The following is a 24,589-nucleotide window of genomic DNA, read 5'->3' as shown; positions in this document are numbered from 1 at the left end:
ACCGCTACCCGGAGTTCGCAGCCTGAGGAGTCCCTCATGTCGCACCCTTCGCCGTCCGCGCACGGCTCGCCCGCCGCCTCCGGCAATCCGCCGCTCGCGCCGGATCTCTCCATCGGCGCCGACGCCACCACCCCGTACGAGGACTACGTCCGCGCCGACCTCCTCACGCATCTGCAGCACCCGCTCTCCGACGACCCCGGCGAGATGGTGTTCCTGGTGACCACCCAGGTGATGGAGCTGTGGTTCACCGTCATCGTCCACGAGTGGCAGACCGCTTGCGAGGCGCTGCGCCGGGACGACGTGCCGGTGGCGCTGGACGCGCTGCGGCGCTCCACCCACGAACTGACCGCGCTGAACGCCGCCTGGCAGCCGCTGGCCCGGCTGACCCCGGCGCAGTTCAACGCGTACCGCGGGGCGCTGGGCGAGGGCTCCGGGTTCCAGTCGGCGATGTACCGGCGGCTGGAGTTCCTGCTCGGTGAGAAGTCCGCGTCGATGCTGGTGCCGCACCGCGGCTCGCCCCGCGCCCACGCCGAGCTGGGGAAGGCGCTGCAGGAGCCGAGCCTGTGGGACGAGGTGCTGCGGCTGCTGGCCCGCCGCGGATACGCGGTGCCCGCCGCCGTCCTGGAGCGCGATCCGGCCGAGCGGTACGAGCCGGATCCGGCGGTCGAGGCGGTCTGGGCCGAGGTGTACGCCGGGGACCAGAGCTCCGATCTGGTCACCCTGGGGGAGGCGCTGACCGACGTCGCCGAGCTGGTCTGGCGATGGCGCAACGACCATTTGGTCGCGACCCGGCGGGCGATGGGCGCCAAGATGGGTACCGGCGGTTCCGCGGGCGTGGCCTGGCTGGAGAAGCGGGCCCGCAAGAACGTCTTCCCCGAGCTCTGGACGGCACGCAGCCATGTCTGATCACCGCGAGAACCACGAGCCCCCGGCGCCCCGCGACCACCGTGCGGAGGCCGCCACCCTCGACGCCTCCGACCCGCTGGCCGCGATCCGCGACCGCTTCGTCCTCGACGACACCGTCTACCTCGACGGCAACTCCCTGGGCGCGCTGCCCCGCTCCGTACCCGGCAAGGTCGCCGACGCCGTCACCCGGCAGTGGGGCGAGATGCGCATCCGGTCCTGGACCGAGGGCGGTTGGTGGGAGGCGCCACAGCGGGTCGGCGACCGCATCGCGCCGCTCATCGGCGCGGCCCCCGGGCGGGTCGTCGTCGGTGATTCGACCAGCGTCAACGTCTTCAAGGCGGTCGTCGCGGGCATCCGGATGGCCGGTCCCGGCTGCACCGAGATCCTGGTCGACGCCACGACCTTCCCCACCGACGGCTACATCGCCCGTTCCGCGGCGCGGCTCACGGGCCTGGCGGTGCGCCCGGTGGAGCCCGCGCGGATCGCCGACGAGGTCACCGAACGGACCGCGCTGGCGCTGGTCAACCACGTCGACTACCGCACCGGGCGCCTCCACGACCTGCCCGGCATCACCACCGCGCTGCACTCCGCGGGCGCGCTCGCGGTCTGGGACCTCTGCCACAGCGCGGGCGCGCTGCCGGTCGGTCTGGACGCGCACGGTGTCGACCTCGCGGTGGGCTGCACGTACAAGTACCTCAACGGCGGGCCCGGCTCGCCCGCGTACCTCTACATCCGCGAGAGCCTCCAGGAGCGGTTCGACTCGCCGCTGCCGGGCTGGAACTCACACGCCGAACCGTTCGGCATGGCCACGCGGTACGAACCGGCCGACGGCATCATCCGGGGCCGGGTCGGCACCCCCGACATCCTGTCGCTGCTCGCGCTGGACGCGGCGCTGGACGCCTGGGACGGCGTCACCGTCGAGGCGGTCCGCACCAAGAGCCTGGCGCTGAGCGACTTCTTCCTCGACTGCGTGGCCGCGTACGTACCGCCCGGCGAGGTCCGCTCGGTGACGCCGTACGACCATGCGCGGCGCGGCAGCCAGGTGTCGCTGGAGTGCGCCGGGGCGGGCGAGGTGATGGCGGAGCTGATCCGGCGCGGGGTGGTCGGCGACTTCCGCGAACCGGACGTGCTGCGCTTCGGGCTGACCCCGCTCTACACCTCCTTCGCCGACGTGGAGCGCGCCGCCCGGGTTCTGGGCGAGGTGCTGCGGGAGCGGCCGGCGGAGGAGCCGGCCGGCGGCGAGACCGGGGACGGCGAGGCCGGCGGCGGCGAGGCCGGTGACCAGGACGGTTCCGGTCCGGCCGGCGGCCCGGCGCCCGGCGGCCCCGCCGCGTGAGCGGCGCCGGCGAGGAGGCGGCGCTGCTGGGGCTCGCCCCGGTGGCGCCGCACCGCTCCGTGACCTACGGGCCCCATCCGGACCAGCGCGTCGACCTCTACGACCCGCCGCCCGACGCCGCCCGCGGCCCGCACGTCGTCCTGGTGCACGGCGGGTTCTGGCGCGCCGCGTACGACCGGACGCATCTCTCCCCCGCCGCCGCCGAACTGGCCCGGCGGGGGCTGCCCGTCGCCCTCGTCGAGTACCGCAGGGTCGGCGGGGGCGGCGGCGGGGAGCGCACCTTCGACGACGCGGCGGCGGCCCTCGCGGCGGCCACCGCGGTCTGGCGGGGGGCGGGCCCGGCGCCCGCGCCAGTGCTCGTCGGGCACTCGGCGGGCGGGCAGCTGGCGCTGCTGACCGCGGCGCGGTCGGAGCCGGGGCGGATCGGGCGGGTGGTCGCGGTCGCACCGGTTGCCGATCTCGCGGCGGCGCACCGGCTCGGGCTGAGCGATCACGCTGTCGCGGCCCTGCTCGGCGACGGGCCCGGCTTCGCGGACCGTCTCGCCGCCGCCGACCCCGTACGCCGTCCCCCGGTGGGCGTCCCGGTCACGGTGCTGCACGGCACGGACGATCCGGAGGTGCCGCCGCAGCTCTCGCGGAGCTTCGTCGCCGCGGCGCGGGCCGCCGGGGCGGCGGCGGTGCTGCGCGAGCTGCCCGGGGTGGGGCACTACGCGCCGTTCGTCCCGTCCGCCGCGGCGTTCCGCATGCTGCTGGACGCGGTGCGCGGCGGCTCCTGAGACCGGCCGGACACCCCGCGTAGTACTTGAGGCGGACTTCGGCAGATCCCCTTCCGTGGGGACGATTCGGCGGGGCGCGCTGCTTACCGTGGTGGGGTGAAAGAGACCCAGTCGCAGGACGACCTGCGTTCCGAGGCCCGGATCGCCCGTGGCGCGCTGCACCTGCTGCGCAAGGACCTCGTCGAGGACGCCTTCGTCTTCCGCCCGATGCTGCCGCTCGACGACCCCGGCGTACCGGGCTGGCGGCAGCGGCTGCCGAAGCGGGTCCGGCGCTATGTGCGGTGGGCGCCGCACATCGTGGTCACGCTCGCCGCGGTCCTGAACCTCCTGCTGGGACTCTCCGCCACGGTCGGCCACGACGGTTCCTTCAGCTACGGCCTTGTGCGCTCCCCGTTCTCCGTCGTCTTCTGCCTGATCGTCGCGGCGCCGGTGGTGCTCACGCTCTTCCGGCCGATCGGCGCGTTCTGGGTGTCGTTCGCCGGGTTCGTCCTCGCGATGCTGGACGCCGCCATCGGCCACTACGACGCGACGTGGCCGATGGTGTCGCTGCCCACCCATGTCGTGGTGATGACGCTGGTCGTGCTGCGTACCCGGCCGCGGCTGGCGCTGGAGATGTGGGTGGTCACGCTCGTCGCCGGCGGGCTGCTGGCCACGGCGACGGGCGGCTTCGGCTACCCCGAGCTGATCTCGCTCGCCGTGCCCTCGGCCTTCATGCTCACCGCCGCAGCCGCCGTCCGTGCCTGGCGGGAGGAGCGGCGGCACGTCGTCGAGACGCAGACGGTCACCGCGGAGGAGCGCTCCCGCCGCACGCTGCTGGAGGAGCGGGCCACCATCGCCCGTGAGCTGCACGACGTCGTCGCGCACCACATGTCGGTCATCGCCATCCAGGCCGAGGCCGCGCCCTACCGCGTCGAGCACACCCCGCCGGAGCTGGCGACCTCGTTCGCCACCATCCGGGAGAACGCCGTCGCCGCGCTCACCGAACTCCGCCGCATCCTCGGCGTCGTCCGCTCCGAGGACCCGGACGCGTTCGCCGAGAACGACCCCGAGGCGCCGCAGCCGAGCCTGGACCGGCTCGACGGGCTGCTGGAGAGCGTGCGCGGCGCCGGGCTGACCGTCGAGGCGGTCATCACCGGTGCGGCGCGCCCGCTGCCGCAGGGCGTGGAGCTGTCCGCGTACCGCATCGTCCAGGAGGCGCTGAGCAACACGCTGCGCCATGCGCCGGGCGCCGAGGCGAAGGTGGAGATCTCCTATGTGCTCGGCGGGATAGGGCTGCGTATCGTCAACGGCAAGCCCAGCCGGCTCGCCACCCCGTCACCGGGCGCGGGCCACGGCGTGCTCGGGATGCGTGAGCGCGTGCAGATGCTGGGCGGGGAGATGACCGCCGACCACACCGAGGACGGCGGGTTCGAGGTCGCGGCGTTCCTTCCGGTCTCCGCCGCGGGGGAGGCGCAGTCATGATCCGGGTGCTGATCGTCGACGACCAGGTGATGGTCCGCGAGGGTTTTTCGGTGCTGCTCAACGCGATGCCGGACATCGAGGTGGTCGGCGAGGCGGTGGACGGGCGGCAGGCGGTCGCGAAGGTCGGGGAGCTGCGGCCGGACGTGGTCCTGATGGACATCCGCATGCCGGAGATGAACGGTCTGGACGCCACCCGCGAGATCGTCGCCGCCGACGCGGACGCGAAGGTGCTGGTCCTGACCACCTTCGACCTCGACGAGTACGTCTACCAGGCGCTGCGGGCCGGGGCGAGCGGCTTCCTGCTCAAGGACGCCTCGGCCGGGCAGCTCGCCGACGGCGTGCGGGTCGTCGCCTCCGGCGAGGCGCTGCTCGCGCCGACCGTCACCAAGCGGCTGATCTCGGAGTTCTCCCGGCTGGGCACGCCCCGGGCGCCCGCCCAGGAACGCATCGGCGAGCTGACCGAACGGGAGACGGAGGTGCTGGTCCTCGTCGCCCAGGGCCTGTCCAACGGCGAGATCGCCGAGCATCTGGTGGTGGCCGAGTCGACGGTGAAGACGCACGTCAGCCGCATCCTCGTGAAGCTCGGACTGCGGGACCGCACCCAGGCGGCGGTGTTCGCGTACGAGGTGCGGCTGGTGACGCCGGGCGGCTGAGGACGGCGGGACCGGGGCGTCCGGGCTGTGGGGCCCAGGTATCCGGGCGGCGGGTGCCGTGCGCCGGGTGGGCGGTGCGGGACGGTGCGTGGGTGCGCCGGGCCGGGCGGGTGCGCCGGGTTGAGCGGGCGTTCCGGGCCGGACGGGCGCGGTGCGGGACGGTGCGTGGGTGGCCGGGCCGGGGCGGGCATGCCGGATCGCTCGGGCCGCGGCGGGCCGCGCGCGGGTGTTTCACGTGAAACCGTCCACAGCCTGTGGACGGCAAGGCGCCACGCGCCGCACCGCCTCGCCGTCACTCCGGCGCCGCCGCCCCCGTCACTCCCGTGGCAGCGTCAGCCACCACGCGCCCGGCTGCACCGTCCAGGTACGCGTCCGGACCGGGCCGCCGACCACCGCGTCCGCGCGGTAGCGGAAGTCAGGGCCGGAGACCGTCACCGCCCGGGCGCGGGCCCGCAGCGGCCGGTCGCAGCCGGGGCGGTCCACCACCACCTCGGCCAGGCCGTCGCCCGCGCCCGGCGCCGCGCCGTCCGGTGCCCCGCCGTCCCCGGAGCGGGCGCCCGGCACCACCCGGACCCGCTGCACCGGCTGGTCCAGATCCGCCAGCAGCACGCCGTCCGCCTCGATCCGCAGCCGCTGCCCCGGTGCGGCGCGCCGCTCCCGCCCGGTGGCCTGCGCGGCGAGCGCCGCCAGCGCGGCGCGTGCGGTGCGCGCCGCCGGGCGCCACCAGGGCTGCCCGCCGCTCCCGGACGCGGCGGGCGCCCGGGGACCCGGAGGCGTCCCGGGAGCTGCGGCGCCGTCCCCGTACGGGATGCGCAGCCCGCCCAGGACGATGCCGTCGCTGTCGTCGGTGAGCAGATCGAGGGGGCGGGCGTCGCCGTCCAGGACGGTCCGGGCCGCGGCCACCGTGCTCCCGGGTACGCCCAGCGCCCGGGTCAGCGCCACCGCGTCCGCCGCGCCGACCGGCACCACCGACACGGCGACCCGTGCCAGCTCCCGTTCCTTGTGCAGCACGCCGACGGCGAAGCGCAGCGCGCGGTCGTCGCCGATCACCACCGGCCGCCTGCGGCCCCGCCGGGAGAGCGCGCGGGCGAACTCCTCGGGGCCGTCCGGAAGGCAGATTTTCGCGCCCGCGCCCGCACACAGGACGTCCTTGGCGATACGGACGGACTCGCCGTCCGCGGTGCGGGCTGCGGGGTCGATGACCACGAGCAGAGGGGTCCCCCGGACGGAGTCCGATGAAGAGTGCCCAGAAGGCTGCGCCGACACCTCGGTCCTTCCTCAGGTAGCATCTCGGTGCAAGAGCCCCTTGCGCTATTGCGCCAGGGGCTTCGTCTATTCCGGGGCACCGGTTCGACGGCTGCAGTGATGACATCCGCGTGCGACCGCATGCTCACGCCATCCACGCACGTTGGACATGCCCCGCCCGGAAGGGGTGTACGCCTGTGCCCGCACTTGTGCTGCTCGGTGCTCAGTGGGGTGATGAGGGCAAGGGAAAGGCCACCGATCTGCTCGGTGGGTCCGTGGACTACGTGGTGCGTTACCAGGGCGGCAACAACGCCGGTCACACGGTCGTCGTGGGCGACCAGAAGTACGCGCTGCACCTCCTCCCTTCCGGAATCCTCTCGCCGGGGTGCACCCCGGTCATCGGTAACGGCGTCGTCGTCGACCCGGCGGTCCTGCTCTCCGAGCTGAGCGGACTCAACGAGCGCGGCGTCGACACGTCCAAGCTGCTGCTCAGCGGTAACGCGCACCTGATCACGCCGTACAACATCACGGTCGACAAGGTCACCGAGCGCTTCCTCGGAAAGCGCAAGATCGGCACGACCGGCCGCGGCATCGGCCCGACCTACGCCGACAAGATCAACCGCACCGGCATCCGGGTGCAGGACCTCTACGACGAGTCGATCCTGACCCAGAAGGTCGAGGCGGCCCTCGACGTCAAGAACCAGCTGCTCACCAAGCTCTACAACCGCCGTGCGATCGACGCCGGCCAGGTCGTCGAGGAGCTGCTGGGCTACGCGGACAAGATCAAGGGCTATGTCGCCGACACCACCCTGATCCTCAACAACGCGCTCGACGAGGACAAGGTCGTGCTCTTCGAGGGCGGCCAGGGCACGCTGCTCGACATCGACCACGGCACGTACCCCTTCGTCACCTCCTCGAACCCGACCGCGGGCGGCGCCTGCACGGGTGCGGGCGTCGGCCCGACGAAGATCAGCCGCGTCATCGGCATCCTGAAGGCGTACACCACCCGCGTCGGCGCCGGTCCGTTCCCGACCGAGCTGTTCGACAAGGACGGCGAGGCGCTGCGCACCATCGGCGGCGAGCGGGGCGTCACCACCGGCCGCGACCGCCGCTGCGGCTGGTTCGACGCGGTCATCGCCCGCTACGCCACCCGCGTCAACGGTCTGACCGACTTCTTCCTCACCAAGCTCGACGTGCTCACCGGCTGGGAGCAGATCCCGGTCTGCGTCGCGTACGAGATCGACGGCAAGCGGGTCGAGGAGCTGCCCTACAGCCAGAGCGACTTCCACCACGCGAAGCCGATCTACGAGATGCTGCCGGGCTGGTCCGAGGACATCACCAAGGCCAAGACCTTCTCCGACCTGCCGAAGAACGCGCAGGCGTACGTGAAGGCGCTGGAGGAGATGTCGGGCGCCCCGATCTCCGCGATCGGCGTCGGCCCGGGCCGCGACGAGACGATCGAGATCAACTCCTTCCTCTCCTGAGCCCCGCGGGGCCGCCTGCGGGCCGCCCCGACGAGGCGAACGGCCGGGCCGGTGGACGCACCACGTCCACCGGCCCGGCCGTTTCACGTGAAACACCAACTCCCTTGCCCGGAGTGCTGTTTCACGTGAAACGGCAACCCCTTCGATCCGGCCGCTGTTTCACGTGAAACGTCAACTCCCGCACCCCGCTTGCCGTTTCACGTGAAACAGCGGCTTTCGTGGCCGGGCCGGTCAGCTCGCGCGGGAGTAGTTCCGCGGGCGCAGATCGCGGCCGAGGAAGTCGCGGCGGAGAGCGCCGGTGCCGGTGAGCCGCAGTACGGAGGAGTGGCCCGGGCGGCACTGCGGCCCACGGTGGTCGACCACCGTGGGGCCGATGACCAGCTGATTCCCTCCGGAGTAGAGGTCGGCGTGGGCGGTGCAGGTGCCCTCGGGCCCGGTGGCGACGAACGTGGCGACCTGGCTGCCCACCGGCGACCGGGTGATCGTCAGCCGCTGGGTCGAACCACCGCCGGTCGGCCGCTCCCACGCGCCGAGGAAGCCGTCCGGCACCCGCTCCGCCGCCGGCGCGACACGGCGCAGCGTCGCGGTGCGGCCCGCCGCCGTCCACCGCAGCGTCCCCTCGGGCCCGGGCCGCAGCGTGTGCTCGCCGAGCGCGGCGCACCGGCCGGGCGGCAGGGACCGGACGACATCGGTGTCCAGCCGCAGCGCGGGCCGGTTCTCCGGATCCCGGACGGAGACCAGCTTGGCGTCGCTGCGGCACTCGTACGTCCCGCCGAGGCTGGTGCTGTTGGCGACCACCTCGCCGATCTTGCCGTGGCTGATCACGAACCGGCGCCGCTGCCCGGTGGGCACCCCGTCGCGCAGCACCGGTCCGGCCCAGACGCCGACGTAGCGGCCGGTGATGTCGGAGGAGTCGTCGCCGTCCGCGCTGTCGTCGCCGCGCAGCGCCGGAAGCGCGAACGCCCCGGCGGCCAGCGCGCACACGGCCGCGGCGATCAGCAGCACCCGCCGACGCCGCCGACGACGCGGACCGGAGGGCGCGCCCGCCGGTTGCGGAACGGCCGTGGCGCCCGGAACGGCGGTCGGCGCGCCCGCGTCCGGGACGGGCGGCGGCCCGGCGGGCGTCTGCCGCCCGGGCCGTACGGTCGCCTCCGCGTCCACCGCGGTGACGGGGTGCCGGGGCGGCAGCGGAGCCGTGCGCGGCGGGTCGCCGGGCGGGGTGTCGGTGTCGAGGAGGCGCACCGCATGGCGGCCCAGGTGGGCGATGAGCCCGGCGGGCAGCCAGGGCGCGGCCGGATCGCCCTCGCGCAGCGGATCTATCCGGGCGGCGATCTCCTCGGGCGTCGGCCGGTCCCGCGGCTCCTTGGCCAGACAGGCGCGGATCAGCTCCCGCACCGGACCCTCGGGCGCCGCCGCCAGATCCGGCTGCTCCTGCGCGATCTTGAACATCACGGCGTGCACACCGGAGTCCATGCTGCCGAACGGCGCCCGGCCGGTCGCCGCGTACGCCAGCACCGAGCCGAGGCAGAAGAGGTCGCTCGCCGGGCCGACCCGGTGCCCCTGGACCTGCTCGGGCGACATGAAGCTCGGCGAGCCGACGACCGTTCCCGTCGTGCGCGGCTGGGTCTGCTCGCCGACCGCGTCCAGCGCCCGGGCGATGCCGAAGTCGATGACGCGGGGCCCGTCGATGGTCAGCAGGACGTTGGACGGTTTGAGGTCGCGGTGGACCAGCCCCACGCCGTGGATGTCGATCAGCGCGCAGGCCAGCCCGTAGGCGAGGCGGCGCAGTGCGTACTCCGGGAGCGGGCCGTGCAGTCCGGGGCCGCCGAAGCCGCCGCCGACCACCTCGCTCAGCGTGGGCCCGGCGATGTAGCCGGTGGCCACCCACGGCACGGCGGCCTCGGTGTCGGCGTCCAGGACCGGCGCCGTCCAGCGGCCGCCGACCTTGCGGGCGGCCGCCACCTCGGCCCGGAAACGGTCCCGGAACTCCTGCTCGGCCGCCAGCTCGGTACGGATCAGCTTCACCGCGACGGTTCTGCCGCCCTCCGAACGCGCGAGGTAGACCCGGCCCATGCCGCCGCTGCCGAGCCGGCTGAGCAGCCGGTAGTCCCCGATCCACGCCGGATCGCCGGCCATCAGCCCGCGCAGGCCCTCCATCCGGGCGCCTCCCGTGTCGTTGCCGTGCCCGCCGCCGTCGTCCGGCGCCCCTTCCGAGCGTAGGTGCACCCGGATCGCACACCGGCCGCCAAGTCGTTACGACGGGAGAACGATCGGTGGCCGCACGGGTGTCGGGGCACCCGCGCTGACCGGCGGATTTCCCCCACCGCACGCGAAACGGGACGCCCGGCTCACCGCGCCTTGCGGTACGTCAGCGCGGGCGCCCCGCCGTCGTCGAAGGAGCGGCGCAGCCCCTCGGCGGTCTTCTCCAGCGTGCTCGGCCCGCCCGGGCGGCAGCTGGTGGCCGGTCCGGAGACGACCCGGGAGGGCCCCAGCTGGACCGGCGGGCCCGCCGAGCGGAGCACCGCGGAGAACGTGCAGCTGTAGGCGGCGCCGGACGCGGTCATCGTCATGACGGTGTCCCCGGCCGCGCCCTGGGTGAGGGTGAAGCGGCGGACGTCCGCCGAACCGTCGCTCGGCACCTCCCAGGTGCCGAGGTACGCCGCCGGGATCCCGGTGGTCTGCGTCCCGCTCGAACTACCGCCGCCCGCCGCGGAGTTGTCCTCCGCCGCCGCGCTGTCATTGCGCAGCAGGAAGTACGCACCGCCCGCCCCGGCGCCGGCCAGCGCCAGCGCGGAGGCGAGGACCAGCGCGGTGGTGGCGGCGCGGCGGCGGCGACGCGGCGCCGGCGCGGGCTCCGGGCCCGCCTCCGGGCCGGCGCCGGCGGGGTGCTCGGTCTCGGGGTGCTCGGCCTCCAGCAGCTCCACGGCGCCGCGGCCCAGCCGCGCGACCAGCGCGCCGGGCAGCCATGGTTCGTCGTCCGCCGCCGGGCCGGCGAGCGCCGCCGCGTCCCGCTCGGCCCAGGCGACCAGCTGCGCGGGGGAGGGCCGCGCGGCCGGGTCCTTCGCCAGGCAGGCGGAGATCAGCCGGCGCAGCCCCTCGGGCACCGCGGTGAGATCCGGCTCCGACTCCGCGATGCGGTACATCACCGCGTGCACCTGGCTCTCCGGCGTACCGAACGGGGAGCGCCCGGTCGCCGCGTACGCCAGCACCGAGCCGAGGCAGAACACATCGCAGGCGGGGGTGAGGTCGTCGCCGCGGACCTGCTCGGGCGCCATGAAGCCGGGCGAGCCGACGGCCTCGCCGGTGCGGGTCACACCGTGGTCGGTCACCGCCTCCAGGGCGCGGGCGATGCCGAAGTCGATGACGCGGGGGCCGTCGAGGGTCAGCAGGACGTTGGAGGGTTTGAGGTCGCGGTGGATGATGCCCGCGGCGTGCACCGACTCCAGCGCGCGGGCCAGCCCCGCCGCCAGGATGCGGACGGTCCGCTCGGGCAGCTTGGTGCCGCCGCCGACGGTCTGCTGGAGGGACGGCCCGGCGATGTAACCGGTGGCCACCCACGGTGTCTCGGCCTCGGTGTCGGCGTCCAGGACCGGCGCCGTCCACTCGCCGCCGACCCGCCGCGCGGCGCGCACCTCGCGCCGGAAGCGGGTCCGGAACTCCTCCTGGCCCGCCAGTTCGGCGCGGACCAGCTTGACCGCGACCGTCCGGCCGCGGTCCGAGCGGGCCAGGTAGACATGGCCCATGCCGCCTTCCCCGAGGCGCCCGATCAGGCGGTAGTCGCCGATCCGGCGGGGGTCCTGGTCCCTGAGCGGCACCGGCCCACCGGTGCGTACCGGCCGTCCCGCGCGTCCCGGGTGCAGTTCCACGATCGCCGCCCTTTCCCCCGAAGCCACCCCCGGAGCCGCCCCGAGGATATCGACCGTCCGGCGGTGCCCGGGGCAGGCACCCGACGGAGTGTGCCCCTCCGCCGCGGGACGCCCGGGAGAGGGGTGCGCTTAACCCGGGGAGGGGGCGCGCTTAACCCGCGGCTGCCTAGCGTCGGGGCGTACCGGAGAGCGGCCGACGGGGCCGCCGCACGGACGGTCGTACGACGGGAGAGGAGGGACGGCATGGAGCGCCAGGGACGCCGGCCGGTGCGAGCGGCACCGGCACCGGTTCACACGGGACCGGTCCGCGCGGCCATCGCCGCCCCCGGCCCGGCCGGCACCGCCCGGGGCCCCGTTCCCTGCGGGAGGGGCCCGTTCCCGTTCCCGCTTCCGTCCCGATATCCGGACGGCCGGTCGGGTGCCCGGTGCCGGAAAGCGGGTATGCGGCCCGGTACGCGGCGCTTTCTCCGGGCGGGCCGGTCCGGGCGAGCCACCGGAAGGCCCCGCCCGGCGGTCTGCCCGCCCCGGAACGCCGCCGCCCCGTCCTCCCCGAACCCCCGCCACCCGCTCCCACCGCAGGCCGCCGCCGCACGAACGCCAAGGAGACCCGCGTGATCCCCGCCGTACGAGCCCTTGCCCGCGCCGCCATGGGCGCCCGCCCCGTTCCGCTCGCCGACGTCCAGGCGCGCGCCGAACTCCTCGCCCGGTACGACAGCCGCTACCTGGTGCCGGTCGACGTCTTCGCCGAGTTCGCCGCCGAGCTGACCGACCGGCGCCGCCCCGGCGGCCCGTTCGCCGCGCTCTGCATCAACGGCCGCCGCTGGTTCCGCTACCGCTCCGTCTACTACGACACCCCCGACCTGCGCTCCTTCCACGACCACCAGCAAGGCCGCGGGGGCCGCTTCAAGGTCCGCGAGCGGCTCTACCGGGACACCGGGGAGCGGCAGTTCGAGGTCAAGCTGAGCGGCTCGGGCGGCCGGACCGTCAAGCACCGCCGCCCGCTGCTGCCGGACGACGCGGCGCTCGGCACCGGTCAGCGCGACTTCCTGGCCGGCGTCCTCGACCGCGCCTACGGCATCGACGCCCCCGCCGACCTCGACCCCTCGCTGACCACCGACCACCAGCGCGCCACCTTCGTCGCCGACGGCCAGCGCATCACCTGCGACGTGGCGCTGGTCGGCGAGGACGCCCGCACCGGCCGCAGCGTCCGCGCCGACGGCGGGCTGGTCCTCGTCGAGACGAAGACCACCGCCCGGCGCTCCGAGGCCGACCGTCTGCTGCACGGCTACGGGCTGCGCGCCGCCCCGCTCACCACGTACTGCGGCGCCCTCACGGCCCTCCGCCCCGATCTCGCCGCCGCCCCCGGACCGCGCACGGGGACGCCGTTCCCGGCCCGGGCGTGAGGGGGCGTACGGGGCGGTGAGCGGGGCCGTTGCCCGGCCCACCGACAGGAGCGGCGCGGCGACCGGGCGTCCGTCCGGCGCGCCCCGCCGCGTCAGCCGCCCCACCCCGGGCGGCGCGCCCCGCGCTCCGCGGCTCCGCCGGATTCCGTCCCCGTACGGGCGCGGATCCTGATCCGCGCGCCCCGCTCCGGGCGCGCCTCCTGCCCGCCGAACGCCGCCGTCACCCGGGCGCCGCCGCCGGGGGCGCGGGCGAACTCCACCGTGCCGCCCGCCTCCTGGGCGGCGCGGCGGACGATGTCCAGGCCGAGGCCGGTGGAGCCGCCGCCGCTGCGGCCGCGTTCGGGGACGTGGCCCTCGGGGAAGCCGGGGCCGTCGTCCTCGACGGTGAGCCGGCCGCCGTCGCCATCCGGGGCGCGGACCACCGCGAGCCGTACGCCGGTGCCCTCCGGCGTGTGGTCGAAGACGTTGCCGAGCAACGCGTCGACGGCGGCGGCCAGTTCCGTCTCCTCGGCCCGGACCGGCACCCCGCCGCCCGGCAGCGTGCACTCCAGGGTGCGGCCCTGGTCCTCGGCGAGCGGCAGCCAGAAGGCGGCGCGGCCCTGCACCACGGCGGCGAGATCGGCGCGCGGCGGGCCCGAACGGTCCTCCCGCAGCGGCTTGCGGGCGGTGCGGATCACCTCGTCGACGCTCCGCTCCAGCGCCGCCACGTCCGCCCCGATCCGCTCCGCCTCGGCCGGGTCCCGCAGCCCCTCGGCGTCCAGCCGCAGCGCGGCGACCGGCGTACGGAGCCGGTGCGCGAGGTCGGCGGCGTTCTCCCGCTCCGCGGTCAGGAAGGTCTGGATGCGCTCGGCGAGATGGTTCAGCTCCCGGGCCACCAGCCGTAGTTCGGGCGGGCCGGACGGTTCGGCGCGGGCCGTCAGATCGCCGCGGGCCAGCCGGTCGGCGACCGCGGAAAGCCGCCGGGTGGCGCCGACGAGCCGCGCGCCGAGCCGGTCGGCGAAGAGCAGCCCCAGCACCATCAGCCCGGCGCCGAGCCCCGCGAACCCCAGCGACGAGGCGAGCGTCCCGTCGTACAGCCGGTCGTCGCCGATCGCGATGTGGATGACGGCGGTGCCGCCGGCGACGCCCTGGACGGGCAGCAGCACGGTGCGCCCGCCGCCGGCCGGTTCGTAGGTGAACGCCCGCCCGTAGCGCGCCAGCCGGACCGCGTCGGAGATTGGCGCCGGGGGGCCCAGGACGGTGCCGTTGCCGAGGATCACCGAGGTGCGGGGCAGCCCCGGGCCGTTGGCCGCGGTGACCAGCGCCTCCGCGGCGGACCGGTCGGACGCGGCCGGACCGGGGTCCGCGGCGAGCGTCTTGCCGAGCCCGGCGGCGAGCGCGTGCGCCCGCGAGGTGGCGTCGGCGGTGGCCCGGTCGGCGGCGTGGCTGCGCGCCAGCAGCGACAGCGGGACGAGGAGCGCGGCGAGGATCAGCGCGGTGGTCGCCGCGGTGACCAGCAGGATGGAGCGGCGCACGGCTACGCCCGGCCGGGCGAGGACCGCCGCGCGCCGGGGCCCGCCGCGCCGCTCGCCGTGCCGCCCGGTCCGCCGCCCGCCGCGCCCGGGGCCGCCGCACCGGGGGAGCCCGCATCCGCCGCCCCGCCGGGAGAGCCCGGGACCTTCGCCGCTTCCGGGGAGCCGGGTTCCGTCCCGCCCGGCTCCGCCGTCTCCCCGGGCGCGTCCGGCGCCGCCAGCTTCACGCCCACCGTCCGGACCGTGTGGAGATAGCGCGGCCGCTGCGCCGTCTCGCCCAACTTCCGGCGCAGCCAGGACAGATGGACGTCCACGGTCTTGTCCGCGCCGCCCAGCGGCTGCTGCCACACCTCGGCCAGGAGTTCGCGGCGGGAGACCACCTGGCCGGGGCGGCGCGCGAGGTACGCCAGCAGGTCGAACTCGCGCGGGGTGAGGTCCAGCGGCGCCCCGGCCAGCGTCACCTCACGGGCCGCCGCGTCCAGGACCAGCTCCCCGATCCGTACCGCGGGCTCCGGCTCGGCGGTGCCCAGGCGGCGCAGCACGGCCTTGATCCGGGCGTCGAGCTGGGCCGCGCCGAACGGCTTGACGATGTAGTCGTCGGCGCCGTCCCCCAGCACCGCGACCATGTCGGGCTCGTCGTCCCGGGCGGTCGCCACGATCACCGGGACGTCGCTGACGGCGCGCAGCATCCGCAGCACCTGCGTCCCGTCGACGTCCGGCAGGCCGAGGTCCAGCACGACGAGGTCGGGGCGGTCGGTGACGGCGGCGTCCAGCCCGGACATGCCGGTCGCCGCGGTGGCCACGGCGTGCCCCCGGTCGCGCAGCGCCCGCACCAGCGCGCCGCGCAGCTGGGGATCGTCCTCGACAACTAGAAGATGTGGCATGCACGTACCGTGTCACGCCCCGCGCGCCCCGGAAACGGCGGGCGGCGGGCCGGAACCGGCGGGCGGCGGAGCGGGACCGGCGGGCGGCGGGCCGCCGGCTCGCCACGGCGGAACGCCCCGGCCCCGGCGCGCACCCGCCCGGCCCCGGCGCGCACCCGGCACCCGCGCGCCCCGGCTCATCCGCCCCGCCGGCGGCCCCTCCCCACGTCGACACACTGTCCGCGCCCGCCCCGGCTGCCGTACAGACTGTCGGTACCGGCGCGCGGGCGGTGATCCCTAGGGTGAAGAGGTTCGCCGCGCCTGTCCCCGGCGGACCCGAGCGACCGATCCGAGGTACTGACCGTGACCACGACGCCCCCCGCCCCCTCCGCCGCCACCGGCGCGGCCGTGAAGGCCGCCGACCGCGCGCACGTCTTCCACTCCTGGTCCGCACAGGGCCTGATCGATCCGCTGCCCGTCGCCGGCGCCGAAGGCTCGTACTTCTGGGACTACGACGGCAACCGCTACCTCGACTTCTCCTCGCAGCTGGTCAACACCAACATCGGCCACCAGCACCCGAAGGTCGTCGCGGCGGTTCAGGAGCAGGCCGCGAAGCTCTGCACGATCGCCCCGGGCTTCGCCGTCGACGTCCGCTCCGAGGCCGCCCGGCTGATCGCCGAGCGCACCCCCGGCGACCTCGACAAGATCTTCTTCACCAACGGCGGCGCGGAGGCCGTGGAGAACGCGGTCCGCATGGCACGGCTGCACACCGGCCGGGCCAAGGTCCTCTCCGCCTACCGCTCGTACCACGGCGCCACCGCCGCCGCGATCAACCTCACCGGCGACCCGCGCCGCTGGCCCTCGGACACCGCGTCGGCCGGCGTCGTCCACTTCTGGGGCCCGTTCCTCTACCGCTCGCCCTTCCACGCCGAGAACGAGGCCCAGGAGTGCGAGCGTGCCCTCGCCCACCTGGAGGCGACCCTCGCCTTCGAGGGCCCGCAGACGGTCGCCGCGATCATCCTGGAGACCATCCCGGGCACCGCGGGCATCATGGTCCCGCCGCCCGGCTACCTCGCCGGCGTCCGCGAGATCTGCGACCGCCACGGCATCGTCTTCATCCTCGACGAGGTCATGGCCGGCTTCGGCCGCACCGGCCACTGGTTCGCCGCCGACCACTTCGGCGTCACCCCCGACCTGCTGACCTTCGCCAAGGGCGTCAACTCCGGTTACGTCCCGCTCGGCGGCGTCGCGATCAGCGCCGAGATCGCCGCGACCTTCGAGACCCGCCCCTACCCGGGCGGCCTCACCTACTCCGGCCACCCGCTGGCCTGCGCCTCCGCCGTCGCGACCATCAACGCGATGGCCGAGGAGCGGATCGTGGAGAACGCCGCGGAGATCGGCGAGACGGTCATCGGCCCCGCGCTGCGCGCCATGGCCGAGCGCCACCCGTCCGTCGGCGAGGTCCGCGGCCTGGGCGCCTTCTGGGCGGTCGAGCTGGTCCGCAACAAGGAGACCCGCGAGCCGCTGGTGCCGTACAACGCGTCGGGCGCCGACAACGCGCCGATGGCGGAGTTCGCCGCCGCCTGCAAGCGCGGCGGCCTGTGGCCCTTCGTCAACATGAACCGCACCCACGTCGTTCCGGCCTGCACCGTGACCGCCGCCGAGGCCGAGAAGGGCCTGGCGATCCTCGACACGGCCCTGGAGACCGCGGACGCGCACACGGTCTGACGGCACATCGGTCCCCACGGGCGCCGCCTCCCGCCGCACCCCTGCGCCGGGAGGCGCGCGCCCGGACCGTACGCGCCCCGTGCGCGCGGTCTCCGAAACCGCCCCCGCACCGGCCCCCGGCCAGGTCAGGACGGCCCTCGCCTATCGTGGACGGGCCGCCCGCCCGCCGCGCGGCACCAGGTCGTCGAAGGGGACGGACGGACACCATGGCCGCTGACTGGCCCGGCACGGTCGTACGGCGCAACACCTTGCGCCGGCAGATCGCCGATGCGCTGCGCGACGAGGTGCTGGCCGGGCGGCTGCCGTGCGGCCACCGCTTCACGGTGAAGGAGATCGCCGAACAGTACGGCGTCTCCGCCACCCCGGTCCGCGAGGCGCTCCTCGACCTCTGCGCCCAAGGGCTGCTCGACGTCGAGGAACACCGCGGCTTCAGGGTGCGCGCCTTCACCGCCGACGACTACCGCGCCATGGTCGAGGCCCGCACCCTCGTCGTCGAGGGCATCTTCCGCGGCCCCGGCGTCCACGTACCGCGCCCGCCCGACGAGGACCTGCTCTCCCTGCGCCGCCGCGCCGAGGAGGCCGAACGCGCCGCCCGCGCCGGCGATCTGGACGTCCTCATCGGCTACGACCTGCGCTTCTGGCGCGAGCTGTGCGGCCTGGTCGGCAACGCGTACATCCGGGAGTTCCTGGACCGCCTCCGGGTGCAGACCTGGATGTTCGCCGTCCCGCTGCTGCGCGAGCGGCACGAGCTGCGCGGCCTCCTGTGGCAGGGCCACCGCGCCCTCGCCGAGGCCGTCGCCCGGCACGATCCGGCCGAGGCACAACGGCTGATCGCGGAGTACAACGCGCACGCCCTCACCCTCGTGGGAACGCCCGGGTAGCACTACGCTGTCCCGACCGTCGGCCGAAGCCTCCGCCACCGCGGACCGCCCCACCCGTACGCTCCCCGTCCCCGACCCCGTCCGCCCCCTTCGCAACACGCGCGCCCGTGCCAGTGGCCCCGACCGGAAGCGAGCACTCACTCGTGGCATGTGACCTGTGGCTGGTACCCCTCGTCGATGTGCTGTGCCACAGCCCCGACAACCCCTTCTCCGAAGAGATCGCCGCCTACGACAAGGCCCTGACGGAAGCCGGTCTGCCACCGGTCCCCGTCTTCAGCTACATGCCGGGCCTCTCCGGCGACGTGGCGCCGGTCGCCGGCTTCGACTACGACGCGCTGCACTTCCTGCGCCGCGCCTACCTGCTGCGCCTGTGCGGCCTGGAGGTGACCCCGGTCGACGAACTGGGCGGCGACTACGAGCAGTTGCTGGAGATGTTCGAGCAGACGGCCCAGCAGTCGCACCTGGTCTGGCACTACGACCACGCCGGGGCGTACGTCCCGGTCGACTTCCCGCACCCGCTGTCCACCGACGAACTCCTCGACGGCGGCGGCCCGTTGGGCTCCTCCCACGGACTCCTGCGCGACCTCGAACTGGTCGCCCCCGCCCTGGGCATCGATCCGGCGAACCCGCCGGCCCCGCCCGCGCCGCCGTCCGGACCCACCGGTCTGGAGGAGCGGTCGGTGAGCCCGCCCGCCGGCGACGGGCCGTTCGCCCGGGAGCGCCACGTCTGGCTCGGCCTGCACGCGGCCGCGACCCGCAGCCTCGGCCAGGGCTCCATGATCGTCTTCAGCTGACGCGCCCACCGGCCTTGGAGGCGCGCCCGGCCGACGGGCGCGCCTCCGTCGGCCGTCAGCGCGGCGGCTCCGGCGGCCGCTGCCGCGGCATGTTCGGCCGGGCGCCCGGCGGCAGCGTGAACCGCCCGCCGCCCGGCTGCCCGGGCGCCTCCGCGGCCCGCGGCCCGGACCACGGCGGCGCCGACCGGTCCGTCCGCGGCACCGACCCGGCCCGGAACTGCGTCATCCAGTCGCCGGTCTCGGACCGCACCAGCTCCCCGATGTCCTCGTGGAAGCGGCGCAGCACCCCCAGACAGCGCTCCGCCGCCTCGCTCGCCGTGCCCTCCGCCGGGCCCAGCACCTCGCGCACGCTCTCCGACGCCCAGTCGAACTGCAGTGCCTCAAGCCGCCGCTGGATCGCCTGCGCCGTCGCGACGTCCCGCATCCAGCCCGCCGTCGCCCCGAAGTACCGGTCGCAGCCCCCGCAGACGGCGGCTATCAGCAGCGCCGCGTACCCCCAGGGCGCCCCGCCGTGCCAGCCGCCCGCCAGATCGATCAGCGGCAGCGCGGCGCCCACCGAGACCCCGGCGGCGACCCCGGCGCGCAGCGCCCGCGCCGCGCGCCGCTTGCCGCGCCGGTCGCGCAGATACCAGTCGGCGGCGCGCAGCGCGCTCTCCTCCGTCCACGCGTAGAGCGCGTCCAGCCGGTCGGCGGGCTCGCCCCAGTCGCCGTGCGGGAAGGGCCGGCCGGTCAGGTCGCCGGGCCCGCGCCCCTGGGAGCGGGACCCGAGCAGGGCGGCGGCCCGCTGCCAGGCGCGCCGCGGCTCTTGGCCCCGCCCGCCGTCCCCGGGCGTCCCCTCCGGCTGCATCTCCGGCTGACTCAACCGTGGACTCCCTCGTTGCGGCTACGTACGGTGCGCCCGGTGCGTAGGAAAAGCGGATGCGCGAACACCCCTTCCTACCGCCGAACGGTGGGGTTTGCCCCCAAGATCACGGGATTCCCGGCAGGAAGTCGCCGCCCATCGGGTATAGGCCAACCGGGCCCCTCACCCGAAAGAGGTGCCGCGCCCGTGGGCGCGGAGTTGCCGGGGGAGCGTGCCCGCAGGGGCGCCGGGCCGGGCCGGCACCCCGGACGACTAGGCTGCCACCCGTGAAGGTCCTCGTCATCGGCGGCGGCGCCCGCGAACACGCCCTGTGCCGCTCCCTGTCCCTCGACCCCGACGTCACCAAGGTGTACTGCGCCCCCGGCAACGCCGGTATCGCCGAGGTGGCCGAACTCCGCTCCGTCGACGCCCTCGACGGCACCGCCGTCGCCGCGCTCGCCGCCGAACTGGGGGCCGGGCTCGTCGTCGTCGGCCCCGAGGCGCCGCTGGTGGCAGGTGTCGCCGACGCGGTCCGCGAGCGCGGCATCCCGGTCTTCGGCCCCTCGGCGCAGGCCGCCCGGCTGGAGGGCTCCAAGGCGTTCGCCAAGGACGTGATGGCCGCCGCGGGCGTCCCGACCGCCCGCAGCTACGTCTGCACCACCGCCGAGGAGATCGACGCGGCGCTGGACGCCTTCGGTGCCCCGTACGTCGTCAAGGACGACGGGCTGGCCGCGGGCAAGGGCGTCGTCGTCACCGAGGACGTCGCGGCCGCCCGGGCGCACGCGCTGGCCTGTGTGGAGGGCGGCGGGCAGACCGTCATCGAGGAGTTCCTCGACGGCCCCGAGGTGTCGCTGTTCGCGGTCACCGACGGCGAGAGCGTCGTGCCGCTCCAGCCCGCCCAGGACTTCAAGCGCGCCCTCGACGGCGACGCCGGCCCCAACACCGGCGGCATGGGCGCCTACAGCCCGCTGCCCTGGGCCGACCCGAAGCTCGTCGACGAGGTCCTGGCCACCGTCCTGCAGCCCACCGTCGACGAACTGCGCCGCCGCGGCACCCCCTTCTCCGGACTGCTCTACGCGGGCCTGGCGATCACCTCGCGCGGGGTGCGGGTCATCGAGTTCAACGCCCGCTTCGGCGACCCGGAGACCCAGGTGGTCCTGGCCCGCCTGAAGACGCCGCTGGCCGGGCTGCTGCACGCCGCCGCGACGGGCACGCTCGCCGCCCTCCCGCCGCTGCGCTGGAGCGACGGCGCCGCGGTCACCGTCGTCATCGCCTCGCACAACTACCCGGGCACCCCGCGCACCGGCGACCCCATCGAGGGTCTCGCCGCCGTCGCCGAGCAGGACGGCCCCAAGGCGTACGTGCTGCACGCCGGCACGAAGCAGGACGCGTCCGGCGCGGTCCTCAGCGCGGGTGGCCGGGTGCTGTCGGTGACCGCGACCGGCGCCGACCTCACCGCCGCCCGCGACCGCGCCTACCGCGCCGTCGGCCGGATCTCCCTGGACGGCTCCCAGCACCGCACGGACATCGCCCGCAAGGCCGCGGCGGACGCGGCTCGGGCGGCGAACACGGGGGCGACGGCGTAACCCCGCTCCCGCCCGGCACCACCCGACGGCCCCGGCGCCCGCCTGCCACGGCGGCGGCACCGGGGCCGTCGGCATGTTCGGGACCGCTCGGTCCGTTCGGCCCGGCGGCCCGTCCTGCGCCCGCGGGTCCGGGGGCGGAAACGGCGGCGGGGGAGCGGTGCGGGGCGCGCCGGGCGCGCGCCGGGGCGGGGCCGGGAGCGGGACCGGAGCGGTCCGGGGCGGGCTGGGCCGTTGCCGCCCGCCGCTTTCCGGGCCCGCCCCGGAGGCAGTTCCCGGCTTTGCCCAAAGCCATACCATCGAGTGACCGATCCGGCGACCTGCTGACGGGAGCCGGGCCCCCAACTAGGGTGCCGCGCAAGCGTTCTGTGCGCGCCGTGCTGCTCTCCGGTACGGCGGTCACGGGGACGTGCGGCAAGTGGCTCACCGGCGTTGCGATGTCAGTGGCCGGTGCCACAGTGGTGGGGAGCGCGCGACGGCTCGGGCACGGTGTCCGTGCGAGCCCAAGGCGCCGGGCGCTCCCGATGTTCGGCTCGATACGCGTGATCTCTCCGATGTCTCCGTCCGTCTCCACGAGGACAGCAGGGGGTGTGCAGGCTCATGGCTGGTCCGGAAACAGGTGCCCTCGCGGCGCGCTCCCGTGCCCTGGCCGTGCTGCGGATCCGCGGTGCGGCGCTCGCCGTGGCGCTGCTCCCCGCCGCCGTCGCCGTGGTGCTGCTGGTCGGCGGCGCCACCGGCCGCCTCGGCGCGCCGGACGCCGCCGCGGGCTCCGGCTGGGGCCTGGCCCGGCTGGTCGTGTGCGGCGTCGCGGTGCTGGCGCTGGCGTTCGCCGCGCTGGTCGGCGCGGTCGTCGCCGGGGCCAGGCCGGCGCTCAGCCCCTCCGTCCCGGTCTCCGAGGAGGCCGCGCCCGACCTGCACCGCCTGGTCCGCGAGCTGGCCGACCGCCTCGACGTCCCCCCGCCGTCCGCCCTGGCCCTCACCCCCGACTGCGACAGCTGGCTGGAGGACCGCACCCACCGCGCGCTCGGCCCGCCCCGTGGCGTCCGCCGCGCCGCCCGGCGGACGACGGCCCCGGTCCTGGTCATCGGCTCCCCGTTCCTGTGGTGGATGCGCGTCGGCGAGCTGCGCGCCCTCCTCGCCCCCGTCGTCGCCGGCACCGGCCCCGCCGCGGATCCGGACATAGCCGCGGCCCGCCGCTTCATCCGCGGGCTGGACGCCGCGGTCGCCGTCGCCGCCCGCGCCCGGGGCGTCCGGGCCCCCGTGCTCCGCCTCGTCGGCCGGGTGGCCCGGCTGATGCTGCGCGCCTGCCGCGACCACGCCACGCTCATGGAGCGCGCCGTGGCCGCCGCCGCGTCCGAGCGCGCCCAGGACGTCGACCACCGCCTGCGGACCGTCGCCCAGGAGCAGGTCGGCCTGGCCTACGCGGGCTGGGACCGGCTGCTGACCCGCGTCGCGCTGCCCGCCTGGCGGCTGGGCCGCTGGCCCTCGCACCTGGACTCCGGCGTGGTCTCCGCGCTCACCGAGCTCTCCCGCCGCGACCGCCTGGCCGACGGCTTCACCGCCCGGCTCGGCGAGCGCCCCGCCTGCGACCTCCTGGAGGAGCCCGGCGTCATCGACGGCGCGACGTCCCTGCTGGCCGCCCGGCTCTTCCACGGCGGCCCGGCGACGGCCGGACCGGGCTGGTCGCCCGTCGGCTGGGGCGAGTATCCGGACGAGGTCGTCGACCGCACCTGGCGCCTGGAGGCCGCCCGCCTCCACCGCGTCCTCGACGACCTGCCCGCCACACCCCCGCCCGGCCCCGACGACCGCCGCCCGGACGCCTCCGTGGCCGGCCCGGGCCCCGACGCCCTGCCCGCGGAGCCCGGCCCCGCGCCGGCCGCCCCGGTGGCGGGCCCCGCGGCGGCCACCGGGACCGGCGGCACCGCCGTCGGTGGCACGGCCGTCGGCGGCGCCGTCCGCCACCCGGCCGCCCTGGCCACCGCCCCGGCGCCGGCCGCCGCGTTCCTGGGCCCGACGCTGGAGCGGGTCATCGAGCGGCTGTCCGGTGACACCGCGGCCGGCGACCTCGTCGCCGCCCGCCTGGACGCGGAGCTGGCCCGCGAGGCCCGCACCGCCGCCACCGAGGGCGCCGCTCCCGGGCACCCGTCCCACCCGGAGCCGACGGACACGGCGGCCCTCCCGGCGACGGACGCGCCCGCCTCCCCGATGGCGGACGCGCCCACCCGCCCGGCGACGACGGACCGTTCCGGCCTCCCCGGGGCGGCGGATCGTTCCGGCCCCGCCGAGGCGGCCCACGGCCCCGGCTCCCCGGCGGCGGACCGCACCGAGCCGCCCGCCCTGCCGGAGCCGCCCGCCCTCCCGGAGCCGGACGGCGCGGACGGCCTCGCCGACGGCGAGCTGCCGCTCTTCCCGCTCCAGCCGCCCCGCACCGGCCGCGAGCTGCTCGCCGACCACGTCACGGCGATGGTCTGCTGCGCCGCCGTGGACACCGCGGGCGCGGCCCCCGGCCTCGACTGGCTGGACGGCCCCGCCCTGCTGATCGACGGCGCCCGCCGCGCCGACCTCGGCACCCCCGTCCGCAGCCTCGTCGAGGACGGCGACGCCGCCCCGCTCCGCGCCTGGCTCGCGACCATAGGCGCCCGACCCGAAAAACCGGTTCGCCTGCCCTGAGCGCCGCACACCGGGAGCGCCGGGCACGAAGCCCCGAGCGCCGATCCGACGTCCACACCTTGAACCCGAATTCCGAGCCCCGAACCCTGAGCCTCGCTCCCTTGGCCCTCCGGCCTGTTCCGCGCCCCGGCGCCACCCGACGGCCCGCAGCGGCCCCGCTCCCGTGGCACCCGCCCCCGGCCGCACGCCGGACCGGCCCGCCCGGCCCCGCACCGCAGCCGCCCCGGCCGCCCACCGCCCGGCGAGACCGACCCACAGGCGCCCCGCCCGGCACCCCGGGCCACCGCACCGCCGCCCCACGGCGCACCGGCCCCACGGCACCGGCCCCACGGCACCGGCCCCGCGACCCTCGCCCCCCGACCTCCCACCCCTCCCCGAATGGCCGCCCCGATCCGAACGTCTTTTCCCCGACACCCCCTAAAGATCCGTTCCGTGTACCTGTCGGGTTGTTTCTCTCGTCAAGTCCGTTGAATTCGCGACGAAGGGTGACGAACTGAGTGCTTAATGTGATGTGCTGGGAGTGGCCGCGCCGGTTCGGAGGAACCCCGCGGCGCCGGTCCCGCACGCCGTAGCGGCCCTGTGCGGGCG

At 76.1% G+C, this 24,589-nt stretch carries 18 protein-coding genes; 12 read left to right on the top strand and 6 right to left on the bottom strand.

The features are described from left to right. Window positions 1-36: 36 nt before the first annotated feature. The 5 genes from ABT345_RS14930 to ABT345_RS14910 all read left to right on the top strand — a co-directional run bounded on the left by ABT345_RS14930 (window position 37) and on the right by ABT345_RS14910 (window position 5,132). Window positions 37-906: a tryptophan 2,3-dioxygenase family protein gene (locus ABT345_RS14930; protein WP_345088750.1), complete on the top strand. Its 870-nt coding sequence runs from the start codon at window positions 37-39 to the stop codon at window positions 904-906. Continuing rightward, on the top strand, window positions 899-2,242 hold the full coding sequence (gene kynU, locus ABT345_RS14925) for a kynureninase (protein ID WP_345088748.1): 1,344 nt from the start codon (window positions 899-901) through the stop codon (window positions 2,240-2,242). The genes ABT345_RS14930 and kynU overlap by 8 nt, the downstream gene beginning before the upstream one ends. Further along, window positions 2,239-3,018, top strand: a complete 780-nt coding sequence (locus tag ABT345_RS14920; protein ID WP_345088746.1) for an alpha/beta hydrolase family protein — start codon at window positions 2,239-2,241, stop codon at window positions 3,016-3,018. The genes kynU and ABT345_RS14920 overlap by 4 nt, the downstream gene beginning before the upstream one ends. Window positions 3,019-3,114: 96 nt before the next feature. After that, window positions 3,115-4,479 carry a sensor histidine kinase gene (locus ABT345_RS14915; RefSeq protein ID WP_345088744.1) on the top strand — a complete coding sequence of 455 codons (1,365 nt, stop codon included), beginning with the start codon at window positions 3,115-3,117 and terminating at the stop codon, window positions 4,477-4,479. Then, window positions 4,476-5,132: a response regulator gene (locus ABT345_RS14910; RefSeq protein ID WP_345088742.1), complete on the top strand. Its 657-nt coding sequence runs from the start codon at window positions 4,476-4,478 to the stop codon at window positions 5,130-5,132. Before ABT345_RS14915 ends, ABT345_RS14910 begins: the two co-directional genes overlap by 4 nt. 315 nt (window positions 5,133-5,447) lie before the next feature. Here ABT345_RS14910 and ABT345_RS14905 read toward each other — a convergent pair whose 3' ends face one another. After that, window positions 5,448-6,338: a diacylglycerol kinase family protein gene (locus ABT345_RS14905; protein WP_345088740.1), complete on the bottom strand. Its 891-nt coding sequence runs from the start codon at window positions 6,336-6,338 to the stop codon at window positions 5,448-5,450. Between the two features lie 236 nt (window positions 6,339-6,574). Here ABT345_RS14905 and ABT345_RS14900 point away from each other — a divergent pair, with 236 nt between their 5' ends. Beyond that, the gene (locus ABT345_RS14900) at window positions 6,575-7,861 is read left to right on the top strand and encodes an adenylosuccinate synthase (RefSeq protein WP_345088738.1); all 1,287 of its coding nucleotides are present in this window, start codon (window positions 6,575-6,577) and stop codon (window positions 7,859-7,861) included. A 231-nt stretch (window positions 7,862-8,092) separates the two neighbouring features. Here the strand turns inward: ABT345_RS14900 and ABT345_RS14895 are convergent, their stop codons facing one another. Together ABT345_RS14895 and ABT345_RS14890 are read right to left on the bottom strand one after the other, a co-directional pair. Further along, the gene (locus ABT345_RS14895) at window positions 8,093-10,018 is read right to left on the bottom strand and encodes a serine/threonine-protein kinase (protein WP_417833521.1); all 1,926 of its coding nucleotides are present in this window, start codon (window positions 10,016-10,018) and stop codon (window positions 8,093-8,095) included. Window positions 10,019-10,209: 191 nt separating this feature from the next. Continuing rightward, the gene (locus ABT345_RS14890) at window positions 10,210-11,676 is read right to left on the bottom strand and encodes a serine/threonine-protein kinase (protein ID WP_345088734.1); all 1,467 of its coding nucleotides are present in this window, start codon (window positions 11,674-11,676) and stop codon (window positions 10,210-10,212) included. A gap of 662 nt (window positions 11,677-12,338) precedes the next feature. Between ABT345_RS14890 and ABT345_RS14885 the strand changes: the two genes are divergently transcribed. Next, on the top strand, window positions 12,339-13,130 hold the full coding sequence (locus ABT345_RS14885) for a polyphosphate polymerase domain-containing protein (RefSeq protein ID WP_345088732.1): 792 nt from the start codon (window positions 12,339-12,341) through the stop codon (window positions 13,128-13,130). Between the two features lie 92 nt (window positions 13,131-13,222). Here ABT345_RS14885 and ABT345_RS14880 read toward each other — a convergent pair whose 3' ends face one another. Both ABT345_RS14880 and ABT345_RS14875 read right to left on the bottom strand, forming a co-directional pair. Then, window positions 13,223-14,644 (bottom strand): sensor histidine kinase, encoded by a 1,422-nt coding sequence (locus ABT345_RS14880; RefSeq protein ID WP_345088730.1) that lies wholly within the window; start codon window positions 14,642-14,644, stop codon window positions 13,223-13,225. 2 nt (window positions 14,645-14,646) lie between these two features. Further along, a complete protein-coding gene (locus ABT345_RS14875) occupies window positions 14,647-15,525 on the bottom strand; it encodes a response regulator transcription factor (protein WP_502965932.1) in 879 nt (292 codons plus the stop codon). Between the two features lie 342 nt (window positions 15,526-15,867). Between ABT345_RS14875 and ABT345_RS14870 the strand changes: the two genes are divergently transcribed. From ABT345_RS14870 to ABT345_RS14860, 3 genes are all read left to right on the top strand, one after another. Continuing rightward, window positions 15,868-17,232, top strand: coding sequence for an aspartate aminotransferase family protein (locus ABT345_RS14870; RefSeq protein WP_345088728.1), 1,365 nt, complete (start codon window positions 15,868-15,870; stop codon window positions 17,230-17,232). A gap of 206 nt (window positions 17,233-17,438) precedes the next feature. Beyond that, entirely contained in the window at window positions 17,439-18,113 is a 675-nt protein-coding gene (locus tag ABT345_RS14865) for a GntR family transcriptional regulator (protein ID WP_345088726.1), read from the top strand. Window positions 18,114-18,256: 143 nt separating this feature from the next. Beyond that, window positions 18,257-18,907: a putative DNA-mimic protein gene (locus ABT345_RS14860; protein ID WP_345088724.1), complete on the top strand. Its 651-nt coding sequence runs from the start codon at window positions 18,257-18,259 to the stop codon at window positions 18,905-18,907. 55 nt (window positions 18,908-18,962) lie between these two features. Here ABT345_RS14860 and ABT345_RS14855 read toward each other — a convergent pair whose 3' ends face one another. Continuing rightward, window positions 18,963-19,769 (bottom strand): SLATT domain-containing protein, encoded by an 807-nt coding sequence (locus tag ABT345_RS14855; protein ID WP_345088722.1) that lies wholly within the window; start codon window positions 19,767-19,769, stop codon window positions 18,963-18,965. A 266-nt stretch (window positions 19,770-20,035) separates the two neighbouring features. Here ABT345_RS14855 and purD point away from each other — a divergent pair, with 266 nt between their 5' ends. Together purD and ABT345_RS14845 are read left to right on the top strand one after the other, a co-directional pair. Then, window positions 20,036-21,334 carry a phosphoribosylamine--glycine ligase gene (gene purD / locus ABT345_RS14850; protein WP_345088720.1) on the top strand — a complete coding sequence of 433 codons (1,299 nt, stop codon included), beginning with the start codon at window positions 20,036-20,038 and terminating at the stop codon, window positions 21,332-21,334. A gap of 597 nt (window positions 21,335-21,931) precedes the next feature. Further along, window positions 21,932-24,001 (top strand): hypothetical protein, encoded by a 2,070-nt coding sequence (locus ABT345_RS14845; protein ID WP_345088718.1) that lies wholly within the window; start codon window positions 21,932-21,934, stop codon window positions 23,999-24,001. Window positions 24,002-24,589: the final 588 nt, after the last annotated feature.

Source organism: Streptomyces sp. NPDC000404 (assembly GCF_040300365.1).
Taxonomy (GTDB): Bacteria; Actinomycetota; Actinomycetes; order Streptomycetales; family Streptomycetaceae; genus Streptomyces; species Streptomyces ramulosus.
The sequence above is the reverse complement of the archived record's forward strand: the minus strand, read 5'-3'. Positions and strand labels throughout refer to the sequence as shown.

What these genes read in the sequence shown, in the direction of transcription:
- ABT345_RS14875 (WP_502965932.1), bottom strand. Translation starts at nt 15,525, where the DNA reads ATGCCACATCTTCTAGTTGTCGAGGACGATCCCCAGCTGCGCGGCGCG.
- ABT345_RS14930 (WP_345088750.1), top strand. Translation starts at nt 37, where the DNA reads ATGTCGCACCCTTCGCCGTCCGCGCACGGCTCGCCCGCCGCCTCCGGC.
- ABT345_RS14865 (WP_345088726.1), top strand. Translation starts at nt 17,439, where the DNA reads ATGGCCGCTGACTGGCCCGGCACGGTCGTACGGCGCAACACCTTGCGC.
- ABT345_RS14910 (WP_345088742.1), top strand. Translation starts at nt 4,476, where the DNA reads ATGATCCGGGTGCTGATCGTCGACGACCAGGTGATGGTCCGCGAGGGT.
- kynU (WP_345088748.1), top strand. Translation starts at nt 899, where the DNA reads ATGTCTGATCACCGCGAGAACCACGAGCCCCCGGCGCCCCGCGACCAC.
- ABT345_RS14895 (WP_417833521.1), bottom strand. Translation starts at nt 10,018, where the DNA reads ATGGAGGGCCTGCGCGGGCTGATGGCCGGCGATCCGGCGTGGATCGGG.
- ABT345_RS14845 (WP_345088718.1), top strand. Translation starts at nt 21,932, where the DNA reads ATGGCTGGTCCGGAAACAGGTGCCCTCGCGGCGCGCTCCCGTGCCCTG.